Raw genomic sequence first — 11,343 nt, 5'->3', positions numbered from 1 at the left:
GGTCGCCGCGGGCGGTCCCGCACGATGACGGCCCTGGTCACGGTGCTGGTCCTGGTGCCGGGGGTGCTGCTCGGCGCACTCGCCGCGACGGCCTCGGCCGCACCGGCTCCGGCGGCACCGGCGGCCCCCGCGGAGGGGCGCGGCGGGTCCGAGGGCCGGGCCGAGGGCACGCCGTGCAGCGCCCAGGCGCGCGCCTGCGTCGACCGGGCCGGCCGCACCGCGTGGCTCATCCGGGACGGCCGGATCGAGGCCGGGCCGGTCCGGGTCGCGCCCGGCGGTCAGGGCAAGGAGACCCCGCTCGGCACGTTCCAGGTGGAGTGGAAGAACCGCGACCACCGCAGCACCGAGTTCGACGGCGCCCCGATGCCGTTCGCGGTGTTCTTCGCCCCCGGCGGCATCGCCTTCCACGAGGGGAACCTGGACTCGCCGTCGGCCGGCTGCGTCCGGCTGGACCGGGCGAACGCCGAGCGCTGGTACGCCTCGCTGCAGGTCGGCGACCGGGTCGAGGTGCGCTGAGGCGACCGCTCGACGCCCGGCCGGTGCCTTTCGGCGCGACAGGTGCCGGCCGAGGAGTCGCGCCCACCAGGATCGGGTTGACCGGTTGCGTACAACCGATTCCGATCTACCTGGAGGCACCATGCCCACCCGCAGCGCCCGCACCGCCTGGAACGGCACCCTCGAGCAGGGCTCGGGACAGGTCGAGCTCAGCAGCTCGAAGGTCGGCACCTACGAGGTCAGCTTCCCGAAGCGCGCCGCCGACGACGCCGGCGGCGTCACCTCGCCGGAGGAGCTGATCGCGGCCGCGCACTCGGCCTGCTACGCGATGCAGCTCTCGGCGAACATCGGCCAGGCCGGCGGGACCCCGGAGTCGCTGGACGTGTCCGCCGACGTCTCGCTCGGGCCGGACGAGGCGAACGGCGGCTTCCGGCTGACCGGCATCACGCTGACCGTCCGCGGCGAGGTCACCGGCCTGGACGCGGACGGGTTCCGGGAGGCCGCGGAGGCCGCCAAGGCCGGCTGCCCGGTCTCGAAGGCGCTGGCCGGCGTCGAGATCACGCTGGACGCCGCGCTGGAGAGCTGACCGGCCCGCCCCCCGGGGTAGAGTGAACACAAGTTCATTCTCCTCGGGGGCGGTCATGGTCGACGTCGTACCGGCGGTGGAGCTCGGTGCGCGGCACCGGCGGCTGCTCGTCGAGCTCTACCTGGACGCGTTCGGCGCGGACTTCCGCTGGTTCGCCACCGATCCGCGGCGGCTCGCGGACGCGTTCGAGCACATGCTGGTGCCCGAGCTCTTCCACGTCGCCGTCCTCGACGGCGAACCGGCCGGGCTCGCCGCCCGCACCGACGGCAGGCAGCAGAGCGTGCGGCCGCGGCTGTGGCCGCTGCTGCGCCGGCTCGGCCCGATCCGCGGCGGGATCGGCGGGATCATGCTGCGCCGCGAGTTCTCCGGCAGCCTCGATCTGCCGCCCGGCACCGCGTCGCTGGAGTTCGTCGGTACCGCGGCGGCCCACCGCGGCCGCGGCGTCGCCACCGCGCTGCTCGAACACCTGATGCGGCACAGCGACTGCACCGCGTTCGTGCTGGAGGACATCGCCGACGTCAACACCGCCGCGCTGAACCTCTACCGCAAGCTCGGCTTCGTCGAGTACCGGCGACGGCCGGTGCCGCACACCGCGCGCACCGGGATCGGCGCCTACGTCTCGATGCGGCTGGACCGCGGTGCCCCGGCCGGCTGAGCAGTACGGCGCGATGCGGGCGCGCACCGAGGAGCGGATCCGCGCCGCCGCCGTCTCGCTGTTCGCCCGGCACGGCTTCGCCGCGACCGGCATCCGGGACGTCGCGCGCGCCGCCGGGATCAGCACCGGCCTGGTCTACCGGCACCACGCGTCCAAGGAGGACCTGTTCGACGCGCTGGTCGGCGAGGCCACGGACGGCCTCGACGCGGTCGTCGACCGGCTGCACGACGGCGACGCGCTGCGGGAGTTCACCCGCGAGGTGGTCGCCGCGATCGCCCGCGACGACCGGTTCGCCGAGTTCCTGCTCCTGATGAACCAGGCGTTCGCGGTGCCCGGGCCGCCGCCCCGGACCGCCGAGCTGGCGCAGCGGCACCGGATCCTGCTCGACGTCCTGGCCGGGCTGGCGACCGGCGACGGGGACCCGCGACAGCGCGGCGTCACCTACCTCGCCGCGCTGTCCGGTCTGGCCGCGATGCGGATCGCGCTGGGCGACGCGCTGCCGGTGCCCGAGCCCGGACTGATCAGCGGCATCCTGCTGGGCCCGGGATCAGTGGCCGATCCGGCCATCTCCGTACCCCGAGAATGAACCTACGTGGTCCGGCCCATTGATTTGTACGTACCGGATCTGATTGCGGGCCGCTCGCCGGGATGGCCAGGATGGATTCCAGATCGGCTCGACCGGGCCGATTCCCGAAAGCGTGGACCGAGGTCCACGGATCCGAACCGAGAAAAGGAGTCCGCAGATGAGCGACTCGATCTCCCGGCACCTGGACACCGAGCACGCCGAGCTCCTCCCGGCCCGCACCCAGATGACCCTGCTGGGCGTCATCGGCGGGTCCGGTGGCGACGGCGGCTCCGGCGGCGACGGCGGCAGCTCGTCGGCGTCGGCCGACGGCGGCAGCGGCGGGAGCGGCACGAACGTGTCCGTGCTCAGCGGCTTCAGCGTCATCGGCGACGGCGGCAGCACCAACCAGCTGGCCGAGGGCGGCTCCGGCGGCGACGGCGGCAACGCCTCGTCCGACGGTGGCGACGGCGGGTCCGGCGGCGACGGCGGCTCCGGCGGCGACGCCGACTCCTGGGTCTTCCAGAACTGGCGCTGAGCCATCCCCGGGAATCGTTGCGAAACGATTTCCGGATAATCGGAGGGGCGGCCCGCGGGTCGCCCCTCCGGTGCGTTCGAGGCAATTTCCGCACTTTTCCGACACCACCGGGACGAAGGCAGGCGATGCAGACCCTGGTTCTCGATCCGCCGACCCAGCTCGTCGCGGCGCCGTTCCGGCCGGCCGACGGGATCGAGCTCGTGGGGCCGTACCAGGGCTCGGGCTACACCGACCAGCGCTACGTCGTGGTGCGCGCGGACGGCCAGGTCGTCCAGCTCTCCGAACTGCTCTTCCGGATCGTCTCGGCGATCGACGGCCGCTCCGGCGCCGCGGAACTGGCCGAGCGGGTCGCCGCGGAGACCGGGGAGGACCTCACCGCCACCGACGTCGACGCGCTCGTCCGGGAGCGGCTGGTCCCGGCCGGGCTGGTCGAGACCGGCTCCGGCTCCGACAACGACGAGCGGCCGGAACGCCTCGAGCAGCGGCCCGATCACCTGCTGATGCTGCGGTTCCGGCTGCCGGTGGTGCCGCCGTCGGTGACCTGGGTGATCGCCGGGATGTTCACGTGGCTGCACCGGCCGCCCGTCGTCGTCCCGGTGCTGGTCGCGGTGCTGGTGCTCGACCTGGTGGTGCTGTTCGGCGGCGGGATCGCCGGTGCGCTCGCCGGGACGGGTGAGATGGTCGCGAACCCCGCGCTGGTGCTGGCGGTGCTCGGCCTGTTCCTGGCGACCGGGGCGTTCCACGAGGCCGGGCACGTGTCCGCCTGCCGCTACGGCGGCGCCCGGCCCGGCGCGATGGGGCTCGGCGTCTACCTGGTCTGGCCCGCCTTCTACAGCACCGTGACCGACAGCTACCGGCTGTCCCGGGCCGGGCGGCTGCGCACCGACCTGGGCGGGGTCTACTTCAACGCGATCGTGCTCGGCGGGCTCGCCGCGACCTGGCTGCTCACCGGCACCGACTGGCTGCTCGTGGTGCTGGCGCTGCTGCACCTGGAGACGGCCCGGCAGTTCCTGCCGATGATCCGGCTCGACGGCTACTACATCCTCAGCGACATCGTCGGCGTCCCGGACCTGTTCAGCTACCTCGGCCCGGTGCTGCGCAGCCGGCTGCCCGGCGCGACGCCGGACCCGAAGCTGACCCGGCTGCGGCCGGGGGTCCGCCGCACCGTCGAGCTGTGGGTGGCACTCGTCGTCCCGTTCCTGGTGGTGTTCCTCGGCGGGTTCCTGCTGGCCGCACCGGTCGTCGTGCCCGAGATGCTCGGCGGGGCGCGTGGCTTCCTCGGCGACGCCGCCGCCGGCGTGCGGGACGGGATCGCGGTCGAGGCGGTGCTCGGCACCGTCCGCGCCGCACTGCTGGTGCTGCCGATCGTCGGCGGTGCGCTGCTGCTCGGGCTGGTGCTCTCGCTGCTCGGGGCGCCGCTGTTGCGCCGGCTCGTCGAGACCCGGGACGCCGGCGACCGGGCGCTGCCGACGCTCGCCGGCACCCTGCTGCCGGTGCTGCTCGTCGGTGCGCTCACGGCGGCCGGGGCATCGCAGCTGCCCGCGGTGGCCGCGTCGGCGGACCCGCTCGGGCTGGGTGAGCGGCAGACCGCGGCGCTGCTCGCGCTGACCGGGGCGTCCGGACCGGTCACCGGGGTGCTGCTCGGCGCGGTCACCGCGGTCCTGCTGTGGCCGATGGCGCGCCGGATCGGGTTGCCGGCGCCGATCGCCGGCCTGGCCGTCGTGCTGGCCGGGGCGCTGCCGCCGCTGGTCGTCGTGCACGCGGCGGGCGATCCGGCGGCCCCGGCCGCGTTCTGGCTGCTGGTCGCTGCGCTGCTCGCCGGCCGCGGCCCGGCCGCCGCCCGGGGTGCCTACCTGGCCTGCGCGGTCGCCGCGCTGACCTCGCCGGTCGCGGCGGTGGCGCTGGCGGCGTTCGTCGCGCACGCCGCGCACACCGGTCAGCTGGGTCCGCGGTTGCGCCCGGCCGGGCGGTGGACGCTGGTGGTCGTCGCGGGCACCGCGGCCGCGCTCGGTGGCGGGGTGCTCGCCGGCCGGGCCGGGGTCGTCCCGGAGCTGGGTGCGACGCAGCTCGCGCCGGTCGCCGCCGGTGCGGTGCTGGTGCTGCTGACCGTGCGCTTCCGGCGCCCGCTCGCCCCGCTCGGCACCGCCGCGGCGGTGCTGCTCGCCGCGTCGGCGTTCCCGGACACCCGGACGGCGGCGGTGCTGCTGCTCGGACCGGTGCTGGCGATGCTCGCCGCCGGACTGGCCGATCGGGTGCTGGACCGGGAACGGCCGGTGCGGGCCGGGGCGTTGCTCGGCGCGACGGTCGCGGTCCTCCTGGCGGCGTCCGGCCCGGTGGTGACGGCCGCGGCGACCAGCGCCGCCCCGGCGGCCCCGCCCGCCCCGGCCGCGTCGGTGCCCGGCGCGCCGGGGTGAGTCGTGGGGTGGGTCGTGGGGTGAGTCGTGGGGTGAATGCAGCCACCGGGTTGAACCGAACCGTCCCCGGAAACGGACATACCGGTAGACGATCGCCGAGGACGGGAGGACCGCGTGGCCGGAGTGGCGCCGTCGTCCGACCGCCGGCACGACGCCGGCCCGGAGGTGCTGAGCACACATCCGCCGCTGGTCGGGCGGGACGCGGAACTGGCCGTCCTGCAGCGGTTCCTGACCGACGGGCAACCGGGCGGCGTGCTGCTGACCGGGCCGCTCGGGGTGGGGCGGACCCGGCTGCTGCGTGAGGCCGTCCGCATCGCCCGCGATCTGGGGCGCCGCACGGTGCTGGTCACCGGGACCGGACCGGACGTCCCGCTGGGCCCCCTCGCGCACGCGGTACCGCCGGTGCCGGGGGAGCCGGACCGGTTCGTCCTGCTGCAGCACGCGCTCGCCGCGCTGCGCGGGGACCGCCCGGTGATCGCGGTGGACGACGCGCACCGGCTCGACGACCTCACCCGCTCGGTGCTGGAGCAGCTGCTGCTCGCCGGGGACGCGACGGTCGTCGCGACCGAGCGCAGCGACCGCGCCCCGGTCGACCGGCTGCGCACCCTCGGCGACGACGTGCGCCCGGTCGCGGTCCGACCGCTCGCCGAGGCGGACACCGACCGGCTGCTGCACGGCATGCTCGGCGGCGACGTGGAGGCCCGCACCGCGCAGCGGTTGCGCGAGCTGGCCCAGGGCACCCCGCTGTTCCTGTGCGAGCTGGTGCGCGCGGGGTACGAGTCGGGCCGGCTCACCCGGCGCGCCGGTCCGTGGCGGTGGGACGGCCCGATGGAGCCGCCGCCGCGGCTCGGATCGTTCGTGCTGGCCGGTCTGGCGCCCGACGAGTGGGCCGCGCTGGAGCGGCTGGTGGCGGGCGGGCCGGGTGCCGGGCCGGGCGGTGCGGGGGAGCTGGTCCGCCGCGAGCTGGTGCGGACCGACCGCGCCGGGCGGGCCGCGGTGCCGCCGTTCGTGGCCGCGGTCGTCGCCGGGGCGGGGCGCGCCGGGCCGGACGTGCCCGCCGCCCGGGAGCCGGGCGACCGGCCTGCCCCGGCCCCGGACCCGGTCGCGGCCGCGGCCGCGGCGAACCGCGAGCTGGACCACGCCCGCGCCGAGCGGATCGCCCGGCAGGCACTCGCCGACGACCGGGACGGGACCGCGCACCTGGAACTGATCGAGTCGCTGCGCTGGCAGGACCGCGGGGCCGAGCTGCCGCCGCTGCTGGCGGAGGCCGGCCGGCGGGTGCGTACCGGTGACGGGCCGGCCCGGCTCGCGATGACCCGGGCGCTGCTCGCGCGGCGGGCCGGTGAGCCGGCGCTCGCGGCGGCCGAGGAGGCGCTCGCGGGGGAGCCGTCGGCGGGTGGGGTGGACGGGTCGGGCCCGGGCGGTCCGGTGGCTCCGGCGGGCCTCGCGTCGTCAGCGGCCCCGGGGGGCCGGATTGCCCCGGGGGAGCGGCCCGGCCCGGAAGAGCGGCCCGGCCCGGGAGACCGGACTTCCCCGGGGGAGCGGCCCGGCCCGGGGGACCGGCCCGGCCCCGGGGAGCCGGTCGGTTCCCGGGACGCGCTCGCCGCGGAGGTCGCGGTGCTGGAGGCCGCCGCCCGGCTGGACGGCGTCGCGCTCGCCAGGGCCGCGTCGTCGCAGGTGGGGCAGCCCGCCGGGGCGCCGGGTCCGGTGCCGGGCGACCCCGGTCCGGGGGTCGGGGCCGACCCGGATCCCGGGGACGCGCCCGCGCGGCGCGAGCCCGCAACCGTCGGGCAGGGCCTGCCCGTCGGCCGCTGGGCCGCGCTCGCCGGGGCCGCCCGGGCCGGCCGGCTCGCCGCGGCGGGCCGTCCCGCCGAGGCGCTCGACACCGTCGCCGGGGTGCGGTCGGCCCCGGACCCGGACGGCCGCGCCGAGTCCGCACTCACCGGGCTGCTGCTGGTGGACGCGGAGCTGTCCGCGCTGCGCGTCGCCGGCCGCCCGGAGGATCTCCGGCGCGCCGCCGAGGACGCGCACCGCCACAACCTCGCCGCACCCGGCTGGGCCGGGGACGCCTGGATCGCCTGGCACCGTGGGCGCGCCGCACTGGTCCGGGGGGATCTCGACGCCGCGGGCCGGCATCTCGCCGAGGCGCGGGCCGGCACCGCCGACCGCGACCCGCTGGGGCTGGCGGCCGACTGCTCCGCGACGCTCGCGCTGGTGCACGTGCTCACCGGTGACCGGGACCGGGCCCGCGCGCTGCTCGACGGCCTGCCCGGGCGGGTGCCGCCGGCCGCGGCCGCCGCGGTGACCCGGGCCAGGGCCTGGCTGCAGGCCGCGGACAACTCCGGCGCCGCACCGGTCCGCGCGCTGCTCGCCGGGGCGCGGTCCGCGGCGGCCCGCGGAGACCTGGTCACCGAGGTCGTCCTGCTGCACGACGTGGCCCGGCTCGGCCGCCCGGACCGGGTCGTCGACCGGCTCGCCGATCGCGCGGCCCGCGGCCGGTCACCGCTGCTGCAGCTGTTCGCCGCGCACGCGTCCGCGGCGGCCCGGGCCGGCCCGGGCGCGGGTGGCCGGCTCGACCGGGTGGCCGCCGATCTCGCGCTGGCCGGTGCCCGGCTGGAGGCCGCGGACGTCGCAGCCGCCGCGGCCGCCGCGCACCACCGGGCGGGGGAGCGTCGCCGCTCCGCGGCGTCGGCCGCCCGGGCCACCGAGCTGGCGGGCGGCTGCGGCGCGCGGACGCCCGCGCTGGACCGGTTGGTCCGGCCCCGGCTGACCGGCCGGGAACGGGAGATCGCCGAGCTCGCGGCCGATGGGGCGAGCAACGCCGAGGTGGCCCGCCGGCTGGTGCTGTCGGTGCGCACGGTCGAGACCCATCTCGCGCACGCCTACGCCAAGCTCGGGATCGAGGGCCGGGCCGGGCTGCTCGCCGCGCTGCCCGCCCCGGACCGGCCGGACTGAGCCCGGCGGCGCGGGTCAGCGGTTCGCGATCCCGTCGAGCCGCAGCTCGGTCGACTCGTCGCGGTGCGAGCCGGTCGTCCCGACGTGGGTGTCGCTGATGGTGGTGCCGTTGCGGACGACGTGGGCCAGCGCCATCGCGTGCCCGCGACCGAGGTCGTAGTCGGTCTTCAGCCAGGCGACGATGTCCCCGGCCTTCGTCCCGGTGCCGAAGCCCCGCGCCGTCGCCTCGGCGACCAGCTCGGCCGGGATCTTCCCGGTCTTCTTCTCGATCGCGTCGAGGTACGCCTGGAACGACATTCGCCTGTCCGTTCTGTCGGGTGTGCTGTCCACCGTCCGACTGTGTGTCCGGCCGGAACTCATCGGTGACGGCTGTCTCAGCCGCCGAAGCGCCGCACGAACCGCTTCTGCCACGGGGTCTCGACGGCCCGCGGCGAGTAGTGCCGGCGCACGTAGCCGACGGCGTCGCGGGCCGGGACGCCGTCGAGGACGGCAAGGCAGGCGAGTGCGGTGCCGGTGCGCCCGGACCCGCCGGCGCAGGCGACCTCCACCCGTCCGGACCCGGCCCGGTCGAGCAGTTCGCGCAGGCCCGAGGTGAACGCGATCCGGTCGCGGGGGAGCAGGAAGTCCGGCCAGCGCACCCAGCGGGACGGCCAGGCGGTCGGTTCGGGTTCGCGGCCGAGCAGGTAGAGCCCGAAGTCGGGGACCGGCCCGTCGGGCAGCGGCCGGCGCAGTGCGCGGCCGCGGACCAGCCGTCCGGACGGCAGGCGCAGCACGCCGGGCGCGTCCTCGGTCCAGGTGTCGGCCATGTCCGGTCCCGCCTCCCCGCGATCCGCCGTCGCCGGATCAGGATCGCGGCCCGGCGGTGGGGCGTCCACTGTCGGCCGCCACGAGGGGGTGGGCGTCACCGGGGGCCCGACGGCTCCGGTGCCTCCGGCGGGAGCAGCGATTCGGCGAGCCGACGGGCGACGTGGAACGGCTCCGCGCGCCGCTCGACACCGGACATGACGGCGGCACCTTCGAGAAGGAGCATCAGCCGGCTGGGAAGCTCGGGATCCGGCTCCCGCAGCAGCTCCACCTGCCTGCCGAGATAGGCGAGGACCGCGCCCTTGTGGTGTCGCACGACCTCGCGCGCCGGATCGTCCGCCCGGGGCAGCTCGGCCGCCGCATTGGCGAAGGCGCAGCCCCGGAACCGGTCCCGGGACGACCACGCCTCGTAGGCGTCGAACACCGCGAGCACCCGCTCGCGGGGCGAGTCGACCGAGGCGGTGATCCGGTCGATCTCGGCCTGCCACAGCCGGTCGCGCTCGCGCAGGTAGGACACCACCAGCTGCTCCTTGGAGCCGAAGTTCGAGTACAGGGCGGTCTTCGTGACGCCGGCCTCGGCGGCGATGGTGTCGACGCCCACGGCATGGATGCCGTCCCGGTAGAAGAGCCGGTGTGCCGTCTCCAGCACCTTCGGGCCGGCGCCGCCCCGTGCAGTGCGCCTCATCATCTCACCTACCCTACTGATCGGTCTGTTAAAACTATCCCTGCTAGCAGCACACATGCTGGCATCAACGACCTCGAAGGTCGATTATAGACTACAGGTCTGTTTAGTATCGGGCTGTGGACATCGGAGACTGCCGCTCGCCCGCCTTGCGGGACACCCCCCGGAGCTGGTGGCCGGTCGCCGTGGTTGGCGCGGCCGTCATCGCCGTGTGCTACGGCTTCGCCCGGTACGCGTACGGCCTGTTCGTGCCACGGTTCGGCGAGACGTTCGATCTCGATCCGGTCGTCGTCGGTGCCCTCTCGGCGGTGTCGACCGTCGGGTACGTCGTCGGGCTGCTCGTCGCTCCCGCCGGGGCCGCCCGGTCCGCCCGGGCCACCACCCTCGTCGCGGGCTGCTCGGCGACGATCGGGCTGGCAGCCATGGCCGTCGCACCCGATGTCGTGTTGTTCGGGGCCGGGATCCTGGCAGCCGGAGCGGGCGCCGGGCTGGTGTCCCCTGGTGTCGCCCAGCTGGTGGTCGAGACGGTCCGGCGGGGAGCGCGGACCCGGGCTCAGACCTGGGCCAACACCGGGACCGGCGCCGGGCTCGCCCTGACCGCGTTCACCCCACTGCTCCCGCTCGGCTGGCGACCGATCTGGCTCGGGTTCGCCGTCGTCGCGGCCGTCGTCACGGCGGCCGCGGCGTGGTCGCTGCCCCGCGCCACGACGGGCGGAACGGCCACCGGACTGCCGGACGACGGCACCCGGCCCCGCCCGGCCCTGCTCCTCCCGCTGCTGCTCAACGCCGTGCTGCTCGGAGCAGTCAGCGCGCCCTACTGGACGTTCTCGACATCGCGGGTCGGCGAGGTGGGTCTGAGCACGGCGGTCGCGACCTGGTCCTGGTGCGCGATCGGCCTCGTCGGCCTGGCCGCCGGCATCGCGGGGCGCGTCGTGGAGCGGTACGGCCTACGAGCGACCGGTCTGGCGATCTGGACCGCCTGGTCGGCGGGGATCGCGCTGCTCGCACTCGCGGAGCCGGGCCCGGCCGGGGCGGTCGTGTCCGCGGGCGTGTTCGGCGCGGGTTTCATGGCTTTGACCGGACTGTGCATCCTCTGGGGGGCCCATCTGTTCCCGGCGGCGCCGTCGCGGGGTGTGACCTGGGCCTTCCTGGCCATGGGCGTCGGGCAGACCGCGGGCTCCTCGCTCGCCGGCGCCACCGCGGGCATGCTCGGCCTCGGCCCGACGTTCGCGCTCACCGGTCTGCTCGGGCTGGCCGCATGGATGCAGCTGCATCACCGCTTCGCCCCGCCTGCGCTCACCGGCGCAGACCAGCCGGCCCCCGCGGCGGGGTGAACCCGCGACGCGGTGCTCGACGACTGCGTGGACGGCGCGGGGAATCGCCGGTCAGGGCCTTGCTCCGCCGCCAGGATTCGAACCTGGACCATCGGAACCAAAATCCGAGGTGCTGCCGTTACACCACGGCGGATCAGGCACTCATCCTGGCACGCCCCGTTCGGCCGCCCCGCAGCACACCTCCCCGCGTGGGCGGTTTGCGAGGGTCCATCCCGGGACAAACACCCACTATCGGGCGACCCCACCCCCGGGCGTGCCACGAGCGCTCCGAGTTGACAGACTGAGATACGTGCTGAAAACGGGGGGTCCCAGGCAGAG

General features: G+C 76.3%; 11 protein-coding genes and 1 tRNA gene. 8 read left to right on the top strand and 4 right to left on the bottom strand.

Annotation, left to right across the window (positions count from 1 at the left end; translation table 11 throughout):
* Positions 1-24 precede the first annotated feature (24 nt).
* From ABD160_RS25165 to ABD160_RS25135, 7 genes are all read left to right on the top strand, one after another.
* Positions 25-516: a L,D-transpeptidase gene (locus ABD160_RS25165; RefSeq protein ID WP_344026713.1), complete on the top strand. Its 492-nt coding sequence runs from the start codon at positions 25-27 to the stop codon at positions 514-516.
* Positions 517-637: 121 nt separating this feature from the next.
* Positions 638-1,081: an OsmC family protein gene (locus ABD160_RS25160; protein ID WP_344026711.1), complete on the top strand. Its 444-nt coding sequence runs from the start codon at positions 638-640 to the stop codon at positions 1,079-1,081.
* 55 nt (positions 1,082-1,136) lie between these two features.
* Positions 1,137-1,736 carry a GNAT family N-acetyltransferase gene (locus tag ABD160_RS25155; RefSeq protein WP_344026709.1) on the top strand — a complete coding sequence of 200 codons (600 nt, stop codon included), beginning with the start codon at positions 1,137-1,139 and terminating at the stop codon, positions 1,734-1,736.
* Positions 1,720-2,322, top strand: a complete 603-nt coding sequence (locus ABD160_RS25150; RefSeq protein WP_344026707.1) for a TetR/AcrR family transcriptional regulator — start codon at positions 1,720-1,722, stop codon at positions 2,320-2,322. Before ABD160_RS25155 ends, ABD160_RS25150 begins: the two co-directional genes overlap by 17 nt.
* A 157-nt stretch (positions 2,323-2,479) precedes the next feature.
* Positions 2,480-2,836, top strand: coding sequence for a hypothetical protein (locus ABD160_RS25145; RefSeq protein WP_344026705.1), 357 nt, complete (start codon positions 2,480-2,482; stop codon positions 2,834-2,836).
* A gap of 125 nt (positions 2,837-2,961) precedes the next feature.
* Positions 2,962-5,250 carry a hypothetical protein gene (locus ABD160_RS25140; protein ID WP_344026703.1) on the top strand — a complete coding sequence of 763 codons (2,289 nt, stop codon included), beginning with the start codon at positions 2,962-2,964 and terminating at the stop codon, positions 5,248-5,250.
* A gap of 114 nt (positions 5,251-5,364) precedes the next feature.
* Positions 5,365-8,205: a helix-turn-helix transcriptional regulator gene (locus tag ABD160_RS25135; RefSeq protein WP_344026701.1), complete on the top strand. Its 2,841-nt coding sequence runs from the start codon at positions 5,365-5,367 to the stop codon at positions 8,203-8,205.
* A 15-nt stretch (positions 8,206-8,220) separates the two neighbouring features.
* Here the strand turns inward: ABD160_RS25135 and ABD160_RS25130 are convergent, their stop codons facing one another.
* From ABD160_RS25130 to ABD160_RS25120, 3 genes are all read right to left on the bottom strand, one after another.
* Entirely contained in the window at positions 8,221-8,502 is a 282-nt protein-coding gene (locus ABD160_RS25130; protein ID WP_344026699.1) for a DUF4287 domain-containing protein, read from the bottom strand.
* Between the two features lie 77 nt (positions 8,503-8,579).
* Positions 8,580-9,011, bottom strand: a complete 432-nt coding sequence (locus ABD160_RS25125) for a protein-tyrosine phosphatase family protein (RefSeq protein WP_344026697.1) — start codon at positions 9,009-9,011, stop codon at positions 8,580-8,582.
* A 95-nt stretch (positions 9,012-9,106) separates the two neighbouring features.
* On the bottom strand, positions 9,107-9,694 hold the full coding sequence (locus tag ABD160_RS25120; protein ID WP_344026695.1) for a TetR/AcrR family transcriptional regulator: 588 nt from the start codon (positions 9,692-9,694) through the stop codon (positions 9,107-9,109).
* 116 nt (positions 9,695-9,810) lie between these two features.
* Between ABD160_RS25120 and ABD160_RS25115 the strand changes: the two genes are divergently transcribed.
* Positions 9,811-11,025: a YbfB/YjiJ family MFS transporter gene (locus ABD160_RS25115; protein ID WP_344026693.1), complete on the top strand. Its 1,215-nt coding sequence runs from the start codon at positions 9,811-9,813 to the stop codon at positions 11,023-11,025.
* Positions 11,026-11,087: 62 nt separating this feature from the next.
* Here ABD160_RS25115 and ABD160_RS25110 read toward each other — a convergent pair.
* A tRNA-Gln gene (locus tag ABD160_RS25110) sits at positions 11,088-11,158 on the bottom strand.
* Between the last annotated feature and the right edge of the window lie 185 nt (positions 11,159-11,343).

Origin of the sequence: Pseudonocardia kongjuensis, assembly GCF_039526905.1 — a bacterium.
Lineage (GTDB): Bacteria > Actinomycetota > Actinomycetes > Mycobacteriales > Pseudonocardiaceae > Pseudonocardia > Pseudonocardia kongjuensis.
The sequence above is the reverse complement of the archived record's forward strand: the minus strand, read 5'-3'. Positions and strand labels throughout refer to the sequence as shown.

What these genes read in the sequence shown, in the direction of transcription:
- ABD160_RS25155 (WP_344026709.1), top strand. Translation starts at nt 1,137, where the DNA reads ATGGTCGACGTCGTACCGGCGGTGGAGCTCGGTGCGCGGCACCGGCGG.
- ABD160_RS25125 (WP_344026697.1), bottom strand. Translation starts at nt 9,011, where the DNA reads ATGGCCGACACCTGGACCGAGGACGCGCCCGGCGTGCTGCGCCTGCCG.
- ABD160_RS25160 (WP_344026711.1), top strand. Translation starts at nt 638, where the DNA reads ATGCCCACCCGCAGCGCCCGCACCGCCTGGAACGGCACCCTCGAGCAG.
- ABD160_RS25145 (WP_344026705.1), top strand. Translation starts at nt 2,480, where the DNA reads ATGAGCGACTCGATCTCCCGGCACCTGGACACCGAGCACGCCGAGCTC.
- ABD160_RS25130 (WP_344026699.1), bottom strand. Translation starts at nt 8,502, where the DNA reads ATGTCGTTCCAGGCGTACCTCGACGCGATCGAGAAGAAGACCGGGAAG.
- ABD160_RS25165 (WP_344026713.1), top strand. Translation starts at nt 25, where the DNA reads ATGACGGCCCTGGTCACGGTGCTGGTCCTGGTGCCGGGGGTGCTGCTC.
- ABD160_RS25120 (WP_344026695.1), bottom strand. Translation starts at nt 9,694, where the DNA reads ATGAGGCGCACTGCACGGGGCGGCGCCGGCCCGAAGGTGCTGGAGACG.
- ABD160_RS25140 (WP_344026703.1), top strand. Translation starts at nt 2,962, where the DNA reads ATGCAGACCCTGGTTCTCGATCCGCCGACCCAGCTCGTCGCGGCGCCG.